General features: G+C 55.8%; 22 protein-coding genes. 18 read left to right on the forward strand and 4 right to left on the reverse strand.

Annotation, left to right across the window (positions count from 1 at the left end):
* Positions 1-97 precede the first annotated feature (97 nt).
* Both eno and queE read left to right on the forward strand, forming a co-directional pair.
* Entirely contained in the window at positions 98-1,396 is a 1,299-nt protein-coding gene (gene eno, locus BTJ39_RS13270) for a phosphopyruvate hydratase (RefSeq protein WP_078003179.1), read from the forward strand.
* 206 nt (positions 1,397-1,602) lie between these two features.
* Positions 1,603-2,274: a 7-carboxy-7-deazaguanine synthase QueE gene (gene queE, locus BTJ39_RS13275; protein WP_078003180.1), complete on the forward strand. Its 672-nt coding sequence runs from the start codon at positions 1,603-1,605 to the stop codon at positions 2,272-2,274.
* A gap of 61 nt (positions 2,275-2,335) precedes the next feature.
* Here queE and BTJ39_RS13280 read toward each other — a convergent pair whose 3' ends face one another.
* Positions 2,336-2,941 (reverse strand): inorganic diphosphatase, encoded by a 606-nt coding sequence (locus BTJ39_RS13280; RefSeq protein ID WP_078003181.1) that lies wholly within the window; start codon positions 2,939-2,941, stop codon positions 2,336-2,338.
* Positions 2,942-3,127: 186 nt separating this feature from the next.
* On the reverse strand, positions 3,128-3,490 hold the full coding sequence (gene queD / locus BTJ39_RS13285; protein WP_078003182.1) for a 6-carboxytetrahydropterin synthase QueD: 363 nt from the start codon (positions 3,488-3,490) through the stop codon (positions 3,128-3,130).
* A 282-nt stretch (positions 3,491-3,772) separates the two neighbouring features.
* Between queD and cysJ the strand changes: the two genes are divergently transcribed.
* The 12 genes from cysJ to truD all read left to right on the forward strand — a co-directional run bounded on the left by cysJ (position 3,773) and on the right by truD (position 15,982).
* The gene (cysJ, locus tag BTJ39_RS13290; protein WP_078003183.1) at positions 3,773-5,590 is read left to right on the forward strand and encodes an NADPH-dependent assimilatory sulfite reductase flavoprotein subunit; all 1,818 of its coding nucleotides are present in this window, start codon (positions 3,773-3,775) and stop codon (positions 5,588-5,590) included.
* A gap of 12 nt (positions 5,591-5,602) precedes the next feature.
* On the forward strand, positions 5,603-7,315 hold the full coding sequence (gene cysI / locus BTJ39_RS13295; RefSeq protein WP_078003184.1) for an assimilatory sulfite reductase (NADPH) hemoprotein subunit: 1,713 nt from the start codon (positions 5,603-5,605) through the stop codon (positions 7,313-7,315).
* A gap of 11 nt (positions 7,316-7,326) precedes the next feature.
* On the forward strand, positions 7,327-8,058 hold the full coding sequence (gene cysH / locus BTJ39_RS13300; RefSeq protein ID WP_078003185.1) for a phosphoadenosine phosphosulfate reductase: 732 nt from the start codon (positions 7,327-7,329) through the stop codon (positions 8,056-8,058).
* Positions 8,059-8,492: 434 nt separating this feature from the next.
* The gene (gene cysG, locus BTJ39_RS13305) at positions 8,493-9,908 is read left to right on the forward strand and encodes a siroheme synthase CysG (RefSeq protein WP_078003186.1); all 1,416 of its coding nucleotides are present in this window, start codon (positions 8,493-8,495) and stop codon (positions 9,906-9,908) included.
* A gap of 9 nt (positions 9,909-9,917) precedes the next feature.
* Entirely contained in the window at positions 9,918-10,826 is a 909-nt protein-coding gene (gene cysD, locus BTJ39_RS13310; RefSeq protein WP_078003187.1) for a sulfate adenylyltransferase subunit CysD, read from the forward strand.
* A gap of 10 nt (positions 10,827-10,836) precedes the next feature.
* Positions 10,837-12,264: a sulfate adenylyltransferase subunit CysN gene (gene cysN, locus BTJ39_RS13315; protein ID WP_078003188.1), complete on the forward strand. Its 1,428-nt coding sequence runs from the start codon at positions 10,837-10,839 to the stop codon at positions 12,262-12,264.
* On the forward strand, positions 12,264-12,869 hold the full coding sequence (gene cysC, locus BTJ39_RS13320; protein WP_078003189.1) for an adenylyl-sulfate kinase: 606 nt from the start codon (positions 12,264-12,266) through the stop codon (positions 12,867-12,869). Before cysN ends, cysC begins: the two co-directional genes overlap by 1 nt.
* 55 nt (positions 12,870-12,924) lie before the next feature.
* Positions 12,925-13,245: a DUF3561 family protein gene (locus BTJ39_RS13325; protein ID WP_078003190.1), complete on the forward strand. Its 321-nt coding sequence runs from the start codon at positions 12,925-12,927 to the stop codon at positions 13,243-13,245.
* A gap of 181 nt (positions 13,246-13,426) precedes the next feature.
* Positions 13,427-13,747: a cell division protein FtsB gene (ftsB, locus tag BTJ39_RS13330; protein WP_078003191.1), complete on the forward strand. Its 321-nt coding sequence runs from the start codon at positions 13,427-13,429 to the stop codon at positions 13,745-13,747.
* Between the two features lie 5 nt (positions 13,748-13,752).
* A complete protein-coding gene (ispD, locus tag BTJ39_RS13335) occupies positions 13,753-14,469 on the forward strand; it encodes a 2-C-methyl-D-erythritol 4-phosphate cytidylyltransferase (protein ID WP_078003218.1) in 717 nt (238 codons plus the stop codon).
* On the forward strand, positions 14,469-14,948 hold the full coding sequence (gene ispF, locus BTJ39_RS13340) for a 2-C-methyl-D-erythritol 2,4-cyclodiphosphate synthase (protein WP_078003192.1): 480 nt from the start codon (positions 14,469-14,471) through the stop codon (positions 14,946-14,948). Before ispD ends, ispF begins: the two co-directional genes overlap by 1 nt.
* Positions 14,948-15,982: a tRNA pseudouridine(13) synthase TruD gene (gene truD, locus BTJ39_RS13345; protein WP_078003193.1), complete on the forward strand. Its 1,035-nt coding sequence runs from the start codon at positions 14,948-14,950 to the stop codon at positions 15,980-15,982. The genes ispF and truD overlap by 1 nt, the downstream gene beginning before the upstream one ends.
* A gap of 57 nt (positions 15,983-16,039) precedes the next feature.
* Here truD and BTJ39_RS24875 read toward each other — a convergent pair whose 3' ends face one another.
* Positions 16,040-16,198 (reverse strand): hypothetical protein, encoded by a 159-nt coding sequence (locus BTJ39_RS24875; RefSeq protein WP_176110315.1) that lies wholly within the window; start codon positions 16,196-16,198, stop codon positions 16,040-16,042.
* Between the two features lie 277 nt (positions 16,199-16,475).
* Between BTJ39_RS24875 and surE the strand changes: the two genes are divergently transcribed.
* The 4 genes from surE to rpoS all read left to right on the forward strand — a co-directional run bounded on the left by surE (position 16,476) and on the right by rpoS (position 20,251).
* Complete coding sequence (surE, locus tag BTJ39_RS13350) at positions 16,476-17,234, forward strand: 5'/3'-nucleotidase SurE (protein ID WP_078003194.1); 759 nt, start codon at positions 16,476-16,478, stop codon at positions 17,232-17,234.
* Positions 17,231-17,857 (forward strand): protein-L-isoaspartate(D-aspartate) O-methyltransferase, encoded by a 627-nt coding sequence (locus BTJ39_RS13355; protein ID WP_078003195.1) that lies wholly within the window; start codon positions 17,231-17,233, stop codon positions 17,855-17,857. The genes surE and BTJ39_RS13355 overlap by 4 nt, the downstream gene beginning before the upstream one ends.
* A gap of 150 nt (positions 17,858-18,007) precedes the next feature.
* Positions 18,008-19,207, forward strand: a complete 1,200-nt coding sequence (gene nlpD, locus BTJ39_RS13360) for a murein hydrolase activator NlpD (RefSeq protein WP_078003196.1) — start codon at positions 18,008-18,010, stop codon at positions 19,205-19,207.
* A 51-nt stretch (positions 19,208-19,258) separates the two neighbouring features.
* On the forward strand, positions 19,259-20,251 hold the full coding sequence (gene rpoS / locus BTJ39_RS13365) for an RNA polymerase sigma factor RpoS (RefSeq protein WP_078003197.1): 993 nt from the start codon (positions 19,259-19,261) through the stop codon (positions 20,249-20,251).
* 114 nt (positions 20,252-20,365) lie between these two features.
* Here the strand turns inward: rpoS and mutS are convergent, their stop codons facing one another.
* The gene (gene mutS / locus BTJ39_RS13370) at positions 20,366-22,885 is read right to left on the reverse strand and encodes a DNA mismatch repair protein MutS (protein ID WP_078003219.1); all 2,520 of its coding nucleotides are present in this window, start codon (positions 22,883-22,885) and stop codon (positions 20,366-20,368) included.
* Between the last annotated feature and the right edge of the window lie 19 nt (positions 22,886-22,904).

The raw sequence follows: 22,904 nt of genomic DNA on the forward strand, positions 1-22,904 counted from the left end.
TTCGCGCGTTGTTTGTCTTAAAGCTAAGTTCCGAAAAACAGCAGCAGGTTTACGGAAACTGGCAGGGTTTTGCTTAACTTGTACTGAGGAAAAACTAATGTCCAAAATCGTAAAAGTCATCGGTCGCGAAATCATCGACTCCCGTGGTAACCCGACCGTTGAAGCAGAAGTGCATCTGGAAGGCGGTTTTGTCGGTCTGGCTGCGGCGCCTTCAGGGGCTTCAACCGGTTCGCGCGAAGCGCTGGAACTGCGCGACGGTGACAAATCTCGTTTCCTGGGCAAAGGCGTAACCAAAGCCGTTGCAGCGGTAAATGGTCCGATTGCAGAAGCCGTGACCGGTAAAGATGCGAAAGATCAGGCCAACATCGATAAAATCATGATCGATCTGGATGGTACTGAAAATAAATCAAAATTCGGCGCTAACGCTATTCTGGCTGTTTCTCTGGCCGCCGCAAAAGCCGCTGCCGCCTCAAAAGGTATGCCGCTGTACGAGCACATCGCTGAACTGAACGGCACCCCGGGTAAATTCTCAATGCCGTTGCCGATGATGAACATCATCAACGGTGGCGAGCACGCCGATAACAACGTTGATATCCAGGAATTCATGATCCAGCCGGTCGGCGCTTCAAGTGTGAAAGAAGCCATCCGCATGGGTTCTGAAGTTTTCCATCACCTGGCGAAAGTGCTGAAAGGCAAAGGCATGAATACCGCCGTTGGCGATGAAGGCGGCTATGCGCCGAATTTGGGTTCCAACGCCGAAGCGCTGGCGGTTATCGCTGAAGCGGTAAAAGCGGCAGGCTATGAGCTGGGCAAAGATATCACCCTGGCCATGGACTGCGCAGCGTCTGAGTTCTACAAAGACGGCAAATACGTGCTGGCGGGCGAAGGTAATAAAGCCTTCACTTCCGAAGAGTTCACCCACTTCCTGGAAGATTTGACCAAACAGTATCCGATCGTTTCTATCGAAGACGGTCTGGATGAGTCTGACTGGAACGGTTTTGCTTACCAGACTAAAGTGCTGGGCGACAAAATTCAGCTGGTGGGTGACGATCTGTTCGTGACCAACACCAAGATTCTGAAAGAAGGCATCGATAAGGGGATTGCCAACTCAATCCTGATTAAATTCAACCAGATCGGTTCTCTGAGCGAAACGCTGGCTGCCATCAAAATGGCCAAAGACGCTGGCTACACTGCGGTCATCTCGCATCGCTCTGGCGAAACCGAAGATGCTACCATCGCCGACCTGGCGGTAGGTACCGCTGCCGGTCAGATCAAAACCGGTTCTATGAGCCGTTCCGATCGCGTTGCCAAATACAACCAGCTGATCCGTATCGAAGAAGCGCTGGGTAACAAAGCGCCTTTCAACGGTCTGAAAGAAGTTAAAGGTCAGGCATAAGCTGACGAAGGCATCGCGCCTGCTGGCGCGATGCCTGCCATAGCGCGCCATCAGGCTTGCCTGCGCGGCGCAATACTCATCCGCAATTCCTTCAGGATTGCGGATTTTTTTATCTGCGCATCCGCAGGAAAATGGTGCCTCTGAGGTTCCCGCCGTCCGTCAGATCTGACATAATCTGCGCCCTTATTAGCACTTCCGAGACCAGCATGTATTACCCGATTAATGAGATGTTCCAGACTTTGCAGGGCGAAGGTTTTTATACTGGCGTTCCGGCAATTTTTATCCGACTGCAGGGATGTCCGGTTGGCTGCAGCTGGTGTGATACAAAACACACCTGGGATAAGCTGGCCGATCGGGAAACCTCGCTGCAGCAGATCGTGACCAAAGACGCCGAGAGCGACGCCTGGGGCAATGCTGATGAAACTATGTTGCTTAAGGCGATTGCGGATAAAGGCTGGACGGCGCGCCATGTGGTTATCACCGGCGGCGAGCCCTGCATTCACGATCTGCACGCGCTGACGCAGGCGCTTGCGCAGCACGGTTTTGGTTGTCAGATCGAAACCAGCGGTACGCATGAGGTGAAATGCAGCGAGCAGTGCTGGGTAACGGTTTCGCCGAAGGTCAATATGCGCGGCGGTTATGATGTGCTCGACCAGGCCCTGAGCCGCGCCGACGAGATTAAGCATCCGGTTGCGCGCCAGCGCGACGTGGACGCGTTGGATGCGCTGCTGGCGCGATTGCAGGATGATAAAAAACGCATTATTGCCCTGCAACCCATCAGCCAGAAGGCGGAGGCCACCGCGCTGTGTATTGAGACCTGCATCGCCCGTAACTGGCGGCTATCGATGCAAACCCATAAATATCTCAATATTGCCTGACAGGGATTAACCCCGCCGCTAGCCGCGCGGGGTGGCCGCTATAAGCATCGCGGCCGGAGAATTATTGCCGGGGTTTGGCTTTATAGGCCTCATAGGCCTGCTGGATTTCGCTTTTCGCCTCGGCTGCCGGCTTAAATCCGTTCAGCTCGACCTTTTTACGGCCGTCAGGCAGCTGCTTATACACGCGAAAGAACGCTTCCAGCCGCTGCTGTTCAATTTTCGGCAGGTCGCCGACTTCGCGAATATCATCATAGGTTGGATCAATTTTACTGGCTGGCACTGCGACTATTTTGTCATCCACTTCGCCGCCATCAATCATCTTCAGTACGCCAATCGGCCGCAGCTTAATCAGCGTACCCGGGGCCATCGGCGCGCGGGTATAAAAGATAACGTCAAGCGGATCGCCATCGCCGCCCAGCGATTGGGTGAGTGAGCCATAGTTAGCCGGATAGGCGACCGGCATCGACTGAAAACGGTCGGCAATGATAAAGCCGGTCTTGCTGTCGGTTTCGTATTTGATAATGCCGCCAGCCGGAATTTCCGTCACCGCATAAAATTCATCCGGTACTTTTTCAGGCTGAGGAAAATCCAGGATATTAATGGTGCCCGCCTGGGAGGAAGCGGTAATAAGCAGTGCCAGAAAAGCGAGTTTTTTCAGCTGATTCATTATGATTCTCATGATCTTTAATGAAGGAGCCGCCAGCGTAGTCGGGTTTTATTACCGTGAAATGACAGGCGTCAGTTGCCGGGCGTAAGGCTGTTGCCGCCAGCAACGCGGGTTGGCGCAGAAACCACGGAAACCGGCATTACCGGTCTCCGTTTTCCCGCCGTTGAGCGCTGGTTGGACGGTTAACTATTCACCGCGCCAGACGCAGCCAGCCGTGCAGGTTTCTTTTACCATCACGGCGCTCAGGCCGGGGACGCGTGGCTTCATCTGCTGCCAAATCCACTGTGCCAGCACTTCGCTGGTCGGATTTTCCAGTCCGTCAATCTCGTTGAGATAGTGGTGATCGAGCTGGTCATAAACAGGTTTGAAAGCGGCCTTCAGCTCGGCAAAATCCATCACCCAGCCAGTATAAGGATCCACGTCGCCGGTGACTTCAAGACGAACCATAAATGAGTGCCCGTGCAGACGACCGCACTTATGACCCTCCGGCACGTGGGGCAGGCGATGCGCGGCCTCGAACTGAAAATCTTTGAATAACGTAATGCTCATGGCCTTAATCTCTGAAAAACAAAACCGCGCGAGTCTACCCGATTATGGGATTTTTCGCAGCCAAAACCGCCCGTTGTTGTTTCTCTGAGCGATACATTGCCTGAAGAAACAGGCTAATTATTTGTATTTGAATGAATTTATTAATCGGTTTTATCGCTAACCCTTACCCGAAAAAACGTTTAGTTGTTTTGGTTATTTATTATTTCCAACCTTTATTTAAGGGTTATTATGCCTGCCGTTAACCTACCGCTAATTATACGTATATAAGATGGAAAACCCTTTATGACACTTCAGGCCCCTTCGGGCTCGCTGCTTCCGCTCAATCCGGAGCAGCTGGCGAAGCTACAGGCTGCCACCAGCGATCTCTCGACAACTCAGCTGGCCTGGATATCAGGTTACTTCTGGGGCATGGTCAATCAGACCCCGGGCAGCTTAGCCACGGCGGGCAGCGCACCAGCGCCGGTGCAGGCTGAAGTGCCAACGGTTACGCTGATTTCCGCTTCGCAGACCGGCAATGCGCGTCGACTGGCCGAGCAGCTGCGCGATGATCTGCTGGCCGCTAGGCTGGGTGTCAACCTGGTGAATGCCGGTGATTACAAGTTCAAGCAGATCGCTCAGGAAAAGCTGCTGGTGGTGGTGACGTCCACCCAAGGTGAAGGAGAACCGCCGGAAGAGGCGGTCGCGCTGCATAAATTCTTAATGTCGAAAAAGGCACCCAAAATGGCCGCGACGGCATTCGCCGTGTTTGGCCTTGGCGACACCTCCTACGAATTTTTCAGCAAAGCGGGTAAAGATTTCGACGCCCGGCTGGCCGAGCTTGGCGCCGAGCGCCTGTTTGAGCGCGTGGACGCGGACGTCGAATACGCCGAGCAGGCCGCCGGCTGGCGTAAGCAAATGGTGGAAATTTTGCAGGCGCGCCTGCCGAACGAAGCGCCGGCGGTGGCGGCGGTGACCGCTGCCGGCAGCGTCAACCAACTGGATAGCAGCCCCTATAGCAAACAAGCGCCGCTCAGCGCCAGCCTGGCGCTGAATCAGAAGATAACCGGTCGCAACTCGGATAAAGATGTGCGCCATATTGAGATCGATCTCGCTGATTCCGGCCTGCGCTATCAGCCGGGCGATGCGCTCGGCGTCTGGTTTGAAAACGATCCAGCATTAGTTGAGGAACTGCTGGCCTTGCTGTGGCTGAAAGGCAATGAGCCGGTCGAGCTGGACGGTAAAACGCTGACTATCGCCGACGCGTTGCAAAAGCATTTCGAGCTGACGGTCAATACGCCGCAGATCGTTGAACAGTACGCTAAGCTTTCCCGCAGCGCCGCGCTGCTGGAGCGCGTTGCGGACAAGGTCAGCCTGCAGCAATATGCGCAGAGTATGCCGATTGTCGATATGGTGCGCGAAGCGCCGACCGAGCTAAACGTAGAGCAGCTTACGGCTCTGCTGCGCCCGCTGACGCCGCGCCTGTATTCGATCGCCTCTTCGCAGGCGGAAACCGAAAGCGAGGTGCATATTACCGTGGGTGCCGTGCGCTACCAAATCGACGGCCGTCCCCGGACCGGCGGCGCCTCTGGTTTCCTCGCTGACCGCATTGAAGAAGATGGCGAGGTGCGGATTTTTATCGAGCACAATGACAACTTCCGCTTACCGGCTAATTCGGATGCGCCGGTTATCATGATTGGCCCCGGTACCGGTATCGCGCCGTTTCGTGCCTTTATGCAGCAGCGCGACAATGATGGCGCCGCAGGGAAAAACTGGCTGTTCTTCGGCAACCCGCACTTTACCGAGGACTTTCTTTATCAGGTTGAGTGGCAGCGCTACGTTAAGGATGGCCTGCTGACCCATATCGATCTGGCCTGGTCTCGCGACCAGCAGCACAAAGTTTACGTACAGGATTTGATTCGCAAAAACGGCGCCGAACTGTGGCGCTGGATAGAAGAAGGCGCTCACATCTATGTCTGCGGTGATGCTAATCGTATGGCAAAGGATGTCGAGCAAGCCCTGCTGGAAGTCGTGGCCGAAAACGGTGGCATGGACATCGAAACGGCCGATGAGTTTTTAAGTGAGCTACGCATTGAGCGCCGTTATCAGCGCGACGTGTATTAAGAGATAAAACCCATGAGCGAAAAACATCCCGGCCCTCTGGTGGTTGAAGGCAAACTGGTCGACGCCGAGCGCCTGAAAAAAGAGAGCAACTACCTGCGCGGCACCATCCTGAAAGATCTGGATGATGGCCTGACCGGCGGCTTTAACGGCGATAACTTCCTGCTGATTCGTTTTCACGGTATGTATCAGCAAGACGATCGCGATATTCGCGCTGAGCGTGCTGAACAAAAGCTGGAACCGCGCCATGCGATGATGCTGCGCTGTCGCCTGCCGGGTGGGATCATTAAACCTGAGCAGTGGCTGGCGATCGATAAATTCGCCAGCGACAACACGCTGTACGGCAGCATTCGACTGACTAACCGGCAGACCTTTCAGTTTCACGGCATTCTGAAGAAAAACGTTAAGCCGGCACACCAGATGCTGCATGAAGTGGGGCTGGACGCGCTGGCGACCGCCAATGACGTCAACCGCAACGTGCTTTGCACCTCTAATCCCATCGAGTCTGAGCTGCATCAGGAAGCCTACGAATGGGCGAAGAAGCTGTCGGAGCACCTGCTGCCTCAGACGCGCGCTTATGCGGAAATCTGGTGGGATCAGGAAAAGGTCGCCACCACCGATAAAGAACCGATTCTCGGTGAAACCTATCTGCCGCGTAAGTTTAAAACCACCGTGGTGGTGCCGCCGCATAATGACGTTGATCTGCACGCCAATGATATGAACTTCATTGCCATTGCCGAAAACGGCCGGCTGGTCGGTTTTAACCTGCTGGTGGGCGGCGGGCTGTCGATTGAACACGGTAATAAAGCGACTTATGCTCGTACCGCCAGTGAAATCGGCTATCTGCCGCTGGATAAAACTCTGGAAGTGGCGGCCGCGGTGGTGAGTACCCAGCGCGACTGGGGCAATCGTACCGATCGCAAAAATGCGAAAACCAAATATACCCTTGAGCGCGTCGGCGTTGAGACGTTTAAAGCCGAGGTGGAAAAGCGTGCCGGTCTGACCTTCGAGCCGATTCGCCCTTATGAATTCACCACCCGTGGCGATCGCTTTGGCTGGGTGAAAGGCATCGATAAAAAATGGCACCTGACGCTGTTTATCGAAAACGGTCGCCTGCTGGACTATCCTGATCGGCCGCTAAAATCCGGCATCGCCGAAATAGCTCGCATACACAAAGGCGACTTCCGGCTGACCGCGAATCAGAACCTGATTGTGGCTGGCGTTCCGGCGGTGGAAAAGGACAAAATCGAGGCGATCGCACGCCAGCATGCGCTGATGGATAACGTGACGGCGCAGCGTGAAAACTCTATGGCCTGCGTGGCGTTTCCAACCTGTCCGCTGGCGATGGCCGAGGCCGAACGCTTTTTGCCGTCATTTATCACCCGCGTGGAGAATCTGATGCACCACCACAAGGTGGGGGATGAGCATATTGTACTGCGTGTGACCGGCTGCCCTAACGGCTGCGGGCGGGCGCTGCTTGCGGAAGTTGGCCTGGTAGGTAAGGCGCCGGGTCGCTATAACCTGCATCTCGGCGGTAACCGGATTGGCACGCGCATTCCGCGCATGTATCGGGAAAATATCGGCGAAGATGAAATCATCGCCACCCTTGATGAGCTGGTCGGCCGCTGGGCGAAAGAGCGTCAGGATAACGAAGGCTTTGGTGACTTCACTATTCGTACCGGTATTGTCAGCGCGGTGGAAGATCCGGCGCGTGATTTCTGGAACTAACGGAGGCGGAGATGTCTGTACTCGATCTCGCACAGTTGAATGCGTTACCGAAAGTTGAGCGCGTAATGGCGCTGGCGCAGATAAATAACGATCTGGATGCCATGACGGCCGAAGCGCGCGTTGCCTGGTCGCTGGAGCACCTGCCCGGCGCTTTTGTGCTCTCCTCCAGCTTTGGTATTCAGGCGGCGGTCAGCCTGCATCTGGTGACCCGGCTGAAGCCGGATATCCCGGTGATCCTTACCGATACCGGCTACCTGTTCGCCGAAACCTATCAGTTTATTGATGCGCTGACGGAAAAGCTGGACCTTAATCTACAGGTATTTCGCGCGGCGGAGTCGCCTGCCTGGCAGGAGGCGCGCTACGGTAAGCTGTGGGAGCAGGGCGTGGAAGGGATTGAACGCTATAACCAGCTTAATAAGGTTGAGCCGATGAACCGGGCGCTGGAAACCTTACAGGCGGGCAGCTGGTTTGCCGGCCTGCGCCGGGAGCAGTCTGGCAGCCGGGAGAACCTGCCGGTGCTGGCTATCAAACGCGGCGTGTTTAAGATATTGCCGATTATCGACTGGGATAACCGTCAGGTTTATCAGTATCTGAAGCAGCATGGCCTCAGCTATCATCCGCTGTGGGACCAGGGCTATGTTTCGGTGGGCGATACCCACACCACGCGCAAGCTTGAGCCCGGTATGAGCGAGGAAGATACGCGCTTCTTTGGCCTCAAGCGCGAGTGCGGACTGCACGAATAAACCTGCCTCTGGCTGAGCGCATTAACGAGAAAAGCAACGCGGGTTAATGTGCTCACGCCGTCTCTGTGAACCTCACTGATTACCTGGTGGGCCAACGGCTGCTGTTTTTGCGTGCGCCAAGCCGTGAAGCGCGCGCTCGGACGGTTGTGAAATGCACCGAGGTTGATTTGCCTACGGGGCGTAAGCGCAAGGGCGGCGCTGAGCGGCGGTCCCGCGTGCAACAAAAAATCAGTGACAGAACGCTGGCCGGGCGGACGGGAAGTGGATGCGGCTTCTGTAAAGTCATTGTTTTTTCTTTGTTAAGCAGAAATTGATCTGAACTTTACCGCGGCGTTATTCCATCTGGTAACTTCTCATTCCTATTCGTAATTTCAAAAGCATAAAGCTTGTGACCTATAGTCGCATTAACTTTATGTGTTTCTGACGGGAACATTGTGGATTATTTACCCCTTTTTGCTGACCTGCGAGCAAGGTCGGTGCTGGTGGTTGGCGGCGGCGACGTTGCCGCCCGCAAAATAGATTTGCTGCGGCGCGCCGGCGCCCGGGTGCGGGTGGTTGCGCGCAGCTTGTGTGACGAACTGGCCGAACTGGAACAGCAGCAGGCTATTCTCTGGCTGGCTCGCGAGTTCGCGGCGGAGCAGTTAAATGACGTGGTGCTGGTGATTGCGGCGACCGATGATAACGCGCTTAACGCCACCGTTAGCCGCTGTGGCAACGCGCGTAATCTGCTGGTTAACGTGGTGGATGACCAGGCTAAATGCAGCTTTATTTTTCCCTCCATCGTTGACCGCTCACCGCTGGTGGTGGCGATTTCATCCGGCGGTAGCGCGCCGGTTCTGGCGCGGCTGCTGCGTGAAAAGCTGGAAGCGTTGCTGCCGGCAAACCTTGGCCAGATGGCCGCGCTGGCGGGGGAATGGCGTGAAAAGGTCAAACAGCGTTTCGCTAACATCGCCGATCGCCGTCGTTACTGGGAACGGGCATTCAACGGCCTGTTTGCCAGCCAGGTTGCTGGCGGCAATCTGACGGCGGCCAGGCAGACCCTTGACGCGCAGTTGGACGATCCTGAGGCGCAGCAGGGTGAGATCGTACTGGTAGGCGCCGGTCCCGGCGACGCTGGCCTGCTGACCCTGCGTGCGCTGCAGGTTATGCAGCAGGCTGACGTGGTGCTCTATGACCATCTGGTCAGCGCCGAGGTGCTGGATCTGGTGCGGCGCGATGCCGAACGGATTTGCGTTGGCAAACGCGCCGGCGCTCACGACGTTATTCAGCAGGAGACGAATCGTCTGCTGGTCAGCCTGGCGCGCCAGGGCAAACGCGTGGTGCGCCTGAAGGGCGGCGATCCATTTATTTTTGGTCGCGGCGGCGAAGAGTTGCAGGTCGCGGTGCAGGCCGGGATACCTTTTCAGGTTGTGCCCGGCGTCACCGCAGCTTCCGGCGCTACCGCCTATGCCGGCATTCCGCTGACCCATCGTGATTATGCGCAGAGCGTATTGTTTATTACCGGCCATTCTCAGGAGGATAGCGAGACGGTCGACTGGCCTTCGCTGGCCCGCTCGCATCAGACGCTGGCGATTTATATGGGCACCTTTAAAGCGGCGGATATCAGTGCGCAACTTATTGCTCACGGACGTGACGCTGCGACGCCGGTAGCGATTATCAGCCGGGGCACCCGTCCTGACCAGCAGGTGCTGATCGGCACCCTTGGCGAACTGGGACAGCTGGCGCAACGCGCCCCGACGCCAGCGCTGCTGGTGATTGGCGAGGTGGTTAACCTGCAGGCGCAGCTTGCCTGGTTTCAACATTCAGCACGACCGGCATCGCCTGATGCACCGGTTGTTACTTTGGCTTAAGGAACAGTTATGGATCAAAAACGGCTCACTCACCTGCGTCAACTCGAAGCGGAAAGTATCCATATCATCCGGGAAGTCGCGGCAGAATTCAGCAATCCGGTGATGATGTATTCCATTGGCAAAGATTCATCGGTGATGCTTCATCTGGCGCGTAAAGCATTTTATCCGGGAACGCTTCCTTTCCCGCTGCTGCACGTTGATACCGGCTGGAAGTTTCGTGAAATGTATGCCTTTCGCGATCGTACGGTTAAACAACTGGGCGCTGAACTTATCGTTCACCGCAATCCGGAAGGCCTGGCGATGGGGATTAATCCGTTCGTTCACGGCAGCGCGAAGCACACCGATATTATGAAAACCGAAGGGTTAAAGCAGGCGCTGAATAAGTATGGTTTCGACGCGGCCTTTGGCGGCGCGCGGCGGGATGAAGAGAAATCACGTGCAAAAGAACGCATCTATTCATTCCGCGACCGTTTTCACCGCTGGGACCCGAAGAATCAGCGCCCGGAGCTTTGGCACAACTATAACGGCCAGATTAACAAGGGCGAAAGCATTCGCGTTTTTCCGCTCTCCAACTGGACTGAGTTGGATATCTGGCAATATATTTTCCTGGAAAATATTGAAATCGTTCCACTTTATCTGGCGGCTGAACGCCCGGTGCTGGAGCGTGACGGTATGCTGATGATGGTCGATGACGATCGTATCGATTTGCAGCCAGGAGAGATGATCAAGCAGCGCATGGTGCGCTTTCGCACCCTTGGCTGCTGGCCGCTAACCGGCGCCGTGGAGTCTCAGGCCGCGACGCTGCCGGGAATTATTGAAGAGATGTTGATATCCACCACCAGTGAACGTCAGGGGCGGGTCATCGATCGCGACCAGTCCGGCTCGATGGAGCTGAAGAAACGCCAGGGTTATTTCTGAGGAGCCGTCGATGAATACAGTAATTGCACAACAAATTGCCGAGCAGGGCGGGGTAGAAGCCTGGCTGCATGCTCAGCAGCACAAAAGCCTGCTGCGTTTTTTAACCTGCGGTAGCGTCGATGATGGCAAAAGCACGCTAATTGGACGCTTGCTGCACGATACCCGACAGATTTATGAAGATCAGCTCTCTTCGCTGCACAATGACAGTAAGCGTCACGGTACCCAGGGCGAGAAGCTGGATCTGGCGCTATTGGTCGATGGCCTGCAGGCTGAGCGCGAACAGGGGATCACCATTGATGTCGCCTACCGCTACTTCTCCACCGAGAAGCGCAAATTTATCATCGCTGACACCCCGGGCCACGAGCAGTACACGCGTAATATGGCGACCGGCGCCTCAACCTGCGAGCTGGCGATTTTGTTGATTGACGCGCGCAAAGGGGTATTAGATCAGACCCGTCGGCATAGCTTTATCAGTACGCTGCTGGGCATTAAGCATCTGCTGGTGGCGGTGAATAAGATGGACCTTGTTGAATACAGCCAGCAGCGGTTCGAACAAATTAAGCAGGACTACCTTGATTTTGCCGCCCAGCTGCCGGGGGATGTTGATATTCGCTTTGTGCCGATTTCTGCCCTTGAAGGTGAGAACGTTGCCAGCCAGAGCCCGCGTATGCCCTGGTACAGCGGCCCGACGCTGCTGGATGTGCTGGAAACCGTTGAAGTTAATCGGGTGGTTGATCATCAGCCAATGCGCTTTCCGGTGCAGTACGTCAACCGGCCGAACCTCGATTTTCGCGGCTATGCCGGTACCCTGGCTTCCGGGCAGGTGACGGTCGGCCAGCGGGTCAAGGTATTACCCTCAGGCGTTGAATCTTCAGTGGCTCGCATCGTCACTTTCGATGGCGATCTGACCCAGGCGCAGGCCGGGGAAGCGATTACCCTGGTGCTGGAAGATGAGATTGATATCAGCCGCGGCGATCTGCTGGTCGAAGCAGCGGCGGCGCTGAAGCCGGTGCAGGGCGCATCGCTGGACGTGGTGTGGATGGCGGAACAGCCGCTGGTACCAGGTCAAAGCTTCGATGTTAAAATCGCCGGTAAAAAGACCCGGGCGCGCGTGGAAAACATTCAGTATCAGGTTGAGATTAACAGCCTGACTCAGCGCACGGTGGAGAATCTGCCGCTGAATGGCATTGGTCTGATAGACGTAACTTTTGATGAACCGTTGGCGATTGATCCTTACCAACAAAATCCAGTGAGTGGCGGAATCATATTTATTGACCGCCTGAGCAACGTCACGGTTGGCGCCGGGATGATCCGTGAACCACAGGACGTTGGTCACAGCGAAAGGGCTGATTACGGCAGCTTTGAGCTGGAACTGAACGCGCTGGTGCGGCGTTATTTTCCGCACTGGGGCGCCCGTGACCTGCTGGGCGGTAAATAATGGCCGCCCACGATGAAAATGTTATCTGGCACGCCCACCCGGTGGCGCGTGCCGAACGCGAGGCGAGGCACGGACACAAAGGGGCGGTGCTGTGGTTCACCGGCCTTTCCGGGTCGGGTAAATCGACCGTAGCGGGGGCGCTGGAACAGGCGTTACACCAGCTGGGAGCCAGCACTTACCTGCTGGACGGCGATAACGTGCGCCACGGCCTGTGCCGCGATCTCGGCTTCAGCGATAGCGATCGTAAAGAAAACATCCGCCGGGTGGGGGAAGTGGCGAAGCTAATGGTTGATGCCGGACTGATCGTGTTAACAGCGTTTATCTCTCCGCACCGCGCTGAACGGCAAATGGTCCGCGCCATGCTGGGGGAAGATCGCTTTATTGAAGTGTATGTCGATACGCCGCTGGCTATCTGTGAACGCCGCGATCCCAAGGGGTTATACAAAAAAGCGCGCGCCGGGGAGCTGAAAAATTTCACCGGCATCGACAGCGTCTATGAGGCGCCCGCTCAGCCAGAAATTCATCTCGATGGAGAACAATTGGTAACAATATTAACAGCGCAATTATTAGATCTGTTACGTAAGCACGATATTATCAGTTCCTGAGATAGCGCGGACAAGCGCCATAGAGCGTACCGAAACAAGCGTCAACAGGATATTTATGCATAACGTTACCCCCATGCTGGCTGGTAAAAATGAACGTGAGCAGGATGAACCTTCCTGGTCCTTCCCCGGTGGTGTGATCGGCTTCGCGGCCTACTGGTTTGCGTTGGCGATACCCTTCCTGATGTATGGGGCTAACGTCCTGTTTTTCTTCCTCTACACCTGGCCCTTCTTCCTGGCTTTGCTGCCGGTATCGGTGCTGATTGGCATTGTGGTTAGCTTTATGCTGCGCGGCAAAATATTCTGGATGGCGGTCATCACCTTTGCGTCTGTCGTCTGCCTGTTCCTGATGTTGTTTACTTTCCTTTCCGGCTGGTAGCCGGACCATAGCGTGCGCCGCAGTGATGAAACCGACGCTGGCGCGACAAAACGTTACCGGCTTTCTGACGAAACCGTGGTGAAAAGGGTAAAAAGCCTGCGAAATCGCCGGCATTTTTGCTGGCGGAGTGGAGTCTGGCGGAAAGTTATGGGATGATTGGGCCGTTTTTCAGGGGATGGGAATGGGAAAACTTACACTGTTACTACTGGTTTTACTCGGTTGGCTGCAATATTCGCTCTGGCTGGGCAAAAACGGTCTCCATGACTATACGCGCGTCAAAGACGATGTTGCTTTGCAGCAGGCCAGCAATGGTAAGCTGAAAACGCGCAACGATCGCCTGTTTGCGGAAATTGACGATCTCAATGGCGGTTCAGAAGCCATTGAAGAGCGCGCGCGCGATGAACTCGGCATGATTAAACCCGGTGAAACCTTCTATCGTGTGGTGCCGGACCAGAACCGGCGCAATGCGGCGGCGTCCGGCTCTGCCAGCCAGCAACCCTGAAAATGATGAACAGTGCCGTTTCCTCCCCGGATATTATCGCCGTGGTACCCGCTGCCGGCATCGGCAGCCGCATGCAGTCTTCTTCCCCCAAGCAATATCTCACCATCGGACGGCAGACTATCCTCGAACATACGCTGGCACCGCTATTGGCTCACGAGCGTATCGGCAATGTTATCGTGGTGCTGAGTGCCGATGACGACAAATTTGCCGCCTTGCCGGTCAGCAGGCATCCGGAAATTATCACCGTTTGCGGCGGCGGCCAGCGGGCAGATTCGGTTCTGGCCGGCTTACAGGCCGCCAGCGGCGCCCGCTGGGTGCTGGTACATGATGCCGCTCGCCCCTGTTTGCATCCTGATGACCTGACGCGCTTACTGGCGATTACCGCCAGCAGCAAGGTGGGCGGCATTCTGGCGGCACCGGTGCGCGACACCATGAAACGAGCTGAAGCGGGGCGCGATGCGATTGCCCACACCGTCGAACGCGACGCGCTGTGGCACGCGCTGACGCCGCAATTATTTCCGCTGGAGCTGCTGCGTCAGTGTTTGCAGCGTGCATTGCAGGAAGGCGCCACCATCACCGATGAAGCGTCGGCACTGGAATATTGCGGCTATCATCCCGAACTCGTTGCTGGACGCAGCGATAATATAAAGGTTACCCGCCCGGAAGATCTGGCGCTGGCCGCCTTTTTCCTTACCCAATTGCATAATAAGGAGAGCGCATAATGCGTATCGGTCACGGTTTTGATGTCCACGCTTTCGCTGGCGAAGGTCCATTGGTGATTGGCGGCGTGCGAATTCCATTCGATCGCGGACTGCTGGCGCATTCTGATGGCGACGTGGCGCTGCATGCGCTAACCGATGCGCTGCTCGGCGCGGCAGCGCTGGGGGATATCGGCAAGCTGTTTCCCGACACCGATGCCGCCTATAAAGGCGCCGACAGCCGCATGCTGCTGCGCCAGGCATGGCAGAAGATTCAGCAGAAGGGCTGGCGTATCGGTAACGTCGACGTCACTATCATCGCCCAGGCGCCGAAAATGCTGCCCCATATCCCCCAGATGCGCATAAATATTGCCGAAGATTTGGCGATTCATATGGATGACGTGAACGTTAAAGCCACCACCACCGAAAAGCTGGGCTTCACCGGCCGCGGCGAGGGGATTGCCTGTGAAGCCGTAGCGCTGTTGCTGAAGGCGCAGGATTGATGGATAGCCTGCACTGGCTGCACGGTCAGCCGACGGCAAGCGGCGTGATAAAAGCCAACGCCGAAGATTTTGTCGTTATGGAAGATCTTGGCTACCGGCCTGATGGACAGGGTGAACACCTGCTGGTTCATATCCGTAAGAATGGCTGTAATACCCGTTTTGTTGCCGAGGCGCTGGCAAAATTTGCCGGCGTTCATGCCCGCGATGTCAGCTTCGCCGGTATGAAAGACCGGCATGCCGTGACCGAACAGTGGTTTTGCCTGCGTATCCCCGGCAAGCAGACGCCCGACCTGAGCGCATTCGATCTTGAGGGCTGCGAGGTGCTGGAAAGTGCAAGGCATCAGCGCAAGTTGCGTACCGGCGCTCTTAAAGGCAATGCCTTTCGTCTGGTATTACGCCAGGTTTCCGATCGCCAGGCGGTTGAAGAACGTCTGCAGCTGATTGCCCGCAGCGGCGCTCCAAATTATTTCGGCGCTCAGCGCTTCGGCCACGGCGGCAACAATGTGCAGCAGGCCAGCCGCTGGGCGGCAGGCGATATTCGCGTGCGTGAGCGCAATAAGCGCAGTTTTTATTTATCCGCCGCGCGCAGCGCGCTGTTTAACCAGGTTGTTAGCGCCAGGCTGGCGCAGCAAAATAATCTGACTACGGTGATGCCAGGTGATGCGCTGCAGCTTAGCGGCCGCGGCAGCTGGTTTGTTGCCGACGTCGCCGAGCTGACGACGTTACAGCAGCGCGTCGATGCGGGCGAACTGCGGGTTACCGCTCCCTTGGCCGGCAGCGGCGAGTGGGGAAGCCAGCAGCAGGCGCTGGCCTTCGAACAACAGGCGTTGCAGGATCGCGCCTTGTTGATTCAGCTGTTACAGCAGGAAAAGGTTGATGCGGCGCGGCGCGCAATGTTGATGATGCCGGAAAATTTACGCTGGAGCTGGTGGGATGATGTTACCGTCGAACTGCAATTCTGGCTGCCGGCCGGCAGCTTTGCCACCAGTCTGCTGCGCGAGGTTGTGACTGCTCAGGCTGATATTGATGAATAAATTTGCCGGTTAACCGCACAGAACAGCCGACCAGGGTCGCTCGCGCTGGCCGCACTGCTAGCTGAGCGACATCCCCAATACTGCATTGACCACTGACGACGCCATAAATACGCTGCCCAGAATGAGGAAGGTTTTATTCTTTAAGGTTGCAGCCAGGACTAACATGGTGAGGCTTGCGCACATAAAGGGTATGGCAATGATCGAGAATGTGGACACGCGGCTTTCCTTTCAGATGTGTTTTGTCAGGGTTAATGATTTCAGCGTCAATAGAGGTTGTCTTTAGCCGGAGAGCTTAGCACACAGCAGCGAAGCAGTTAAAAGCAGCGGGTTTAACCTGCCCGTTTTTGTAACTACAATTACGCAACTCGCCAGGCTAGAATAGCTCAATCCAACCGATAATCACTGCATATTTTTTCGTCAGCAAAATCGAAACGGGATAAAGTTGAGTGAGTTTTACTGGTAAGTTAAATAAAAACAAAAGGTTGCTCCGATAATGCGCATATTACTGAGTAACGATGACGGTTACCATGCTCCGGGAATTCAGACGCTTGCCGCTGCGCTGCGTGAATTCGCTGAGGTTCAGATTGTCGCTCCCGATCGCAATCGTAGCGGCGCATCCAATTCGCTGACGCTGGAGATGCCGCTACGCACTTTTACTTATCCCGATGGCGATATCGCGGTGCAAATGGGAACGCCCACCGACTGCGTTTACCTTGGGGTTAACGCCCTGATGAAACCCGCGCCGGATATCGTCATTTCCGGCATCAACGCGGGTCCCAACCTTGGCGATGACGTGCTTTATTCCGGTACCGTTGCCGCGGCGATGGAAGGGCGCCATCTGGGCCTGCCGGCGATTGCCGTGTCGTTGAATGGTCACCAGCATTATGATACCGCCGCGGCGGTGACCTGCCAGCTGCTGCGGGCGCTGATGCGCGAGCCGCTGCGTACCGGGCGTATTCTTAACGTTAACGTGCCCGATCTGCCGCTGGCAGAAATTAAAGGATTTCGCGTTACCCGCTGCGGCAGCCGCCATCCGAGCGATAAGGTTATTCCCCAGCAGGACCCGCGCGGCCACACGCTGTACTGGATTGGACCGCCGGGGGATAAGTTCGATGCGGGGCCGGATACTGATTTTGCCGCCGTCGATGAAGGCTTCGTTTCGGTCACTGCGCTGCATGTCGATCTGACGGCCCATGCCGCTCAGGATAAACTCAATGACTGGCTGGCTCGGTCCGAGGTTAATTACGGATGATTACTAAGCGCGTCGATACGCTTCTTGGACAGCTGCGTCAGCAGGGGATCGGTGATGAGCGCCTGCTGAATGCAATTGGAAACGTCCCGCGTGAAAAGTTTGTCGATGAAGCATTTGAGCACAAAGCCTGGGACAATATGGCGCTGCCCATCGGCTCCGGGCAAACCATTTCACAGCCCTATATGGTCGCGCGTATGACCGCTCTGCTGGAATTAACCCCCGCCTCGCGCGTGCTGGAAATTGGTACAGGTTCCGGCTATCAGACGGCGATTCTGGCGCATCTGGTTGACCGCGTCTTTTCCGTTGAGCGGATTAAAGGGCTGCAATGGCAGGCCAAACGTCGCCTTAAGCAGCTGGATTTGCATAATATTTCTACCCGCCATGGCGATGGCTGGGAAGGATGGCCGTCACGCGGCCCCTTTGATGCCATTATCGTTACCGCCGCGCCGCCAGAAATCCCCTGCGCATTAATGGCTCAGCTTAAGGATGAGGGCATTATGGTGCTGCCGGTGGGTGAGACCCAGCAGGTGCTAAAGCGTATTCGCCGTCGCGGCGATGACTACGTTATTGATACCATCGAACCGGTACGCTTCGTGCCGCTGATTCAGGGCGACCTGGCCTGACTTTGAGATAAAACCTCGCGAGATCATTTGGTCACAACTGATTTATAGCGCCTTGGGATTGATATTGTTACTATTCCGCTTATTTTATGAAATAAACCTGTATGAAGCGCCTCTGTTTCATCGTCATCGTTTGTCGCCATGGGGGATTTAATGAGCACTGGAAGCCCGGTTTTTACCTTGCGCCGTATTGCGGCGGTTTCTTTGATAGGTCTGGGGCTGGCAGGCTGCAGCAGCAATAATACGCAGGCGCCGATAAGCTCAGTAAATGACAACAGCAGCAGCGGTATGACTGCTGGCGGCGATGCGCCAATGAGCAGTCAGCAAAATGCGGCTAACGCCAGTTCACAAGGCGTGAGCGAGAGCGTGCCGGCTCAGGGGGGAGGCATGCTGGTGCAGCAGCCGCCATCCAATATACAGCCGACTCAGGCTGGCGTGGCTACTCAGCCGGTTAATCAACCCGCCACTCAGCCTGCTAATTCACCCGCCGCGCAACCGCCAGCTGATGCTAACGTACAGATGAAAGACGGGCATATTGTTTACAACCGTGCTTATGGGAATATTCCGAAAGGTAGCTACGGCGGACAGACATATACCGTGCAGCATGGCGACACTTTGTTCTATATTGCCTGGATTACCGGCAACGATTTTCGCGACCTTGCGCAGCGCAATAATATCGCCGCCCCTTACAGCCTCACGGTTGGACAGCAGTTACAGGTAAGTAATGGTAAGGGTGGAACCATCACCGGAGGTAACGAAGTTACTGCCGCCGATGCGACGTCCAGTGGTGTAACAACGCCAGCTCCGGTTGCGCAAACCAAACCAACGGCTGTTGCACGCCAGCCTGTTATTACGTATTCTGAGGATTCGGGTGAATCAGATGGCGGCAAAATGCTGCCGTCTTCCGGTGCAAAAGTTGCTACGACAACTGCGCCGGTTACCGCTCCAACAGCCAGCAGTTCAGCCCCAAGTTCAGCGCCGGTTAGTACATGGCGCTGGCCGACCGAAGGAAAAGTCATTGATAACTTCTCCTCTTCGGAAGGTGGAAACAAGGGAATTGATATTGCTGGCACGCGTGGACAGCCTATCTACGCAACCGCTCCTGGGCGCGTTGTGTATGCAGGAAACGCGCTGCGTGGATACGGTAATCTGATTATCATCAAACATAATGATGACTACCTGAGTGCCTACGCCCATAACGACACTATGCTGGTCCGGGAACAACAACAAGTTCAGGCGGGGCAAAAAATAGCTACTATGGGTAGCACCGGCACCAGTTCTGTAAGATTGCATTTTGAAATTCGTTACAAGGGGAAATCCGTAAACCCGTTGCGCTATTTGCCGCAGCGATAATCCGGCAGAACCTTGCTGTTCTGCCCCAGGTATCACGGGTAGGAGCCGCTTATGAGCCAGAATACGCTGAAAGTTAACGAGTTACATGAAGATGCGGAATTCGACGAAAACGGAGCTGAGGTTTTTGACGAGAAGGCACTTGTTGAAAATGAATCTGGCGATAACGATTTAGCAGAAGAAGAGTTGTTATCACAGGGAGCGACGCAGCGTGTTTTAGATGCGACGCAGCTCTACCTGGGTGAAATAGGTTATTCACCTCTTTTAACGGCGGAAGAAGAAGTATTCTTTGCCCGCCGTGCGCTACGGGGCGACGTGCCATCACGACGCCGCATGATTGAAAGTAACCTGCGTCTGGTGGTGAAAATCGCCCGTCGCTATAGCAATCGTGGCCTGGCGCTGCTGGATCTTATCGAAGAAGGTAATCTTGGTCTGATTCGCGCGGTTGAAAAATTCGATCCTGAACGTGGATTCCGTTTTTCAACCTATGCGACATGGTGGATCCGCCAGACCATCGAACGGGCTATTATGAATCAGACCCGTACGATCCGTCTGCCGATTCACATTGTGAAAGAACTGAACGTTTACCTGCGTACCGCGCGTGAACTCTCGCATAAGCTCGATCACGAGCCCAGTGCAGAAGAGATTGCCGAGCAGCTGGATAAACCGGTTGATGATGTCAGCCGCATGCTGCGCCTGAATGAACGTATCACCTCCGTTGATACGCCATTGGGCGGCGACTCTGAGAAAGCGCTGCTGGATATCCTGGCCGATGAGAAAGACAATGGCCCGGAGGACACCACTCAGGATGACGATATGAAGCAAAGTATCGTCAAGTGGCTGTTCGAACTTAATGCTAAGCAGCGTGAAGTGCTGGCGCGTCGCTTTGGCCTGTTAGGTTATGAGGCCGCTACGCTTGAGGACGTGGGTCGCGAAATCGGTCTGACACGTGAACGCGTTCGTCAGATTCAGGTTGAAGGACTGCGTCGTCTGCGTGAAATTCTGCAGACGCAGGGTCTCAATATTGAAGCTCTTTTCCGCGAATAATCTCGCTGAAGGTAAAAACGGTGGCCAGTCAGCCACCGTTTTTTTATGCCTGAAGAACACCCATCAAGCCCGCAGGCCGACGCCGGCCAGTACGCCGGCGCCGAAGGTTAGCGATCAGACCAGCGATTTCAGACGATAAATCCACTCCAGCGCCTGACGCGGTGAAAGGGAATCCGGATCCAGCGATTGCAACGCTTCCATCGCCGGCGAGGTATCTTCTACCAGCAGCTGCATCTGCGAACCTTCGGTTGAAGTGGCCGCGCTGTTACCAGAAAGCGCTTCAAGTTCCCGCAGTTTTTGACGTGCACGCTTAATGACCTCTTTCGGCACCCCGGCCAGCGCGGCGACCGCGAGGCCATAGCTTTTGCTGGCTGCCCCCTCCTGTACGCTATGCATAAAAGCGATGGTATCGCCGTGCTCAACCGCATCCAGGTGCACGTTGACAACGCCGCTAAGTTTTTCCGGCAGGGTAGTCAGTTCGAAATAATGGGTGGCGAACAGCGTCATTGCTTTAATGCTGTTTGCCAGATTTTCGGCACAGGACCAGGCAAGTGACAGCCCATCATAGGTTGAGGTGCCGCGGCCGATTTCATCCATCAATACCAGGCTGAACTCAGTCGCGTTGTGCAGAATATTTGCGGTTTCGGTCATTTCAACCATGAATGTTGAACGGCCTGAGGCCAGATCGTCAGCGGCGCCGACGCGGGTAAAAATGCGGTCAATCGGCCCGATGGTGGCTGATGCTGCCGGGACATAGCTGCCAACGTAGGCCATCAGGGCGATCAGCGCGGTCTGGCGCATATAGGTACTTTTACCGCCCATATTCGGGCCGGTAATGATCAACATGCGACGCTGTGGAGAGAGCTGCACCGGGTTGGCGATAAACGGCTCTTTCAGCACCTGCTCCACCACCGGATGGCGTCCGTCGGTTATCTGGATCCCCGGCTTATCGACCAGCGTTGGCCTTACGTAATTCAACGTCCAGGCGCGCTCGGCAAGGTTGCTCAGCACATCAAGTTCCGCCAGCGCGGCGGCGCTCAGCTGCAGCGCTTCCAGATGTGGCAGTAGCAGATCGAACAGCTCATCGTACAGGCGTTTTTCCAGCGCCAGCGCTTTGCCTTTTGAAGTCAGAACCTTGTCTTCGTACTCTTTGAGCTCCGGGATAATGTAACGTTCGGCGTTTTTCAGCGTCTGGCGGCGCACGTAATGGATCGGCACCAGATGGCTTTGGCCGCGGCTGACCTGCAGATAGTAACCATGAATCGCGTTATAGCCGACCTTAAGCGTATCAATGCCCAGCTTTTCACGCTCGCGAATTTCCAGCCGGTCGAGATAGTCGGTTGCGCCGTCGGCCAGCGCGCGCCACTCATCCAGCTCGGCGTTATAGCCCGGCGCGATCACGCCGCCGTCCCTGACCAGTACCGGCGGCGCTTCAATAACCGCGCGTTCCAGCAGTGCGCGCAGCTCGGTGAACTCGCCCGTTTGCTGCTTAAGGGTTTGCAGATGGCTTACCTGAGATGAATCAAGTAGCTGATTTATTTGCGGTAACTGCTGAAACGCATGACGCATGCGAGCAAGGTCGCGCGGACGGGCGCTGCGCAGTGCCAGCCGCGCGATGATACGCTCAAGATCGCCGACCTGACGCAGCAATGGTTGCAGTTCGATACTGAGATTTTGCAGTTCGCCAATGCTCTGCTGGCGATGATTCAGCGTGGTTATATCGCGCACCGGCTGATGCAGCCAGCGTTTCAGCATCCGGCTGCCCATTGGCGTTACCGTGCGATCCATCACCGCTGCCAGGGTATTCTCACCGCTGCCTGAAAGGCTCAGGGTGATTTCCAGATTACGGCGCGTTGCCGCATCCATGATCACCGAGTCTTGCAGCCGGTCCATGGTGAGGCTGCGAATATGGGGCAGGGCGGTGCGCTGGGTATCTTTGACATATTGCAGCAGACAGCCTGCCGCCCGCAGCGCCTGGACGGCGTTTTCCACGCCGAAGCCGCTCAGATCGCGGGTGCCAAACTGTAAGTTGAGCTGCTGACGCGCGGTGTCGATTTCAAACTCCCAAAGCGGTCGACGTCGCAGGCCGCGGCGGTTTTCAATCAGCGCTTTGGTCGAAAATTCTTCAGGATAGAGAAGCTCGGCGGGATTTGTCCGCTGTAGTTCTGCGGCCATTGCCTCTTCGTCTGCCGGTTCCGCCAGGCGAAAGCGACCCGAGCTGATATCCAGCGTGGCATAGCCAAAGCCGCGGCTGCTCTGCCAGACAGCGGCCAGTAAGTTGTCATGGCGCTCTTGCAGCAGCGCTTCATCGCTGATGGTGCCGGGCGTGACGATGCGCACGACTTTACGCTCAACGGGGCCTTTACTGAGCGCCGGATCGCCGATTTGCTCGCATATGGCTACCGACTCACCCAGCTGCACCAGCCGGGCCAGATAGTTTTCCACCGCATGGTGGGGAACGCCCGCCATGGGGATAGGTTGGCCCGCCGAGGCGCCGCGCTTGGTGAGTGAAATTTCCAGCAGCTGCGAAGCGCGCTTAGCGTCGTCATAGAACAGCTCGTAAAAATCGCCCATACGATAAAACAGCAGGATGTCAGGATGCTCCGCCTTTAGCTTAAGATACTGCTGCATCATCGGGGTGTGGGCTTCAATG

The organism is Izhakiella australiensis, from assembly GCF_002006995.1.
Taxonomy (GTDB): Bacteria; Pseudomonadota; Gammaproteobacteria; order Enterobacterales; family Enterobacteriaceae; genus Izhakiella; species Izhakiella australiensis.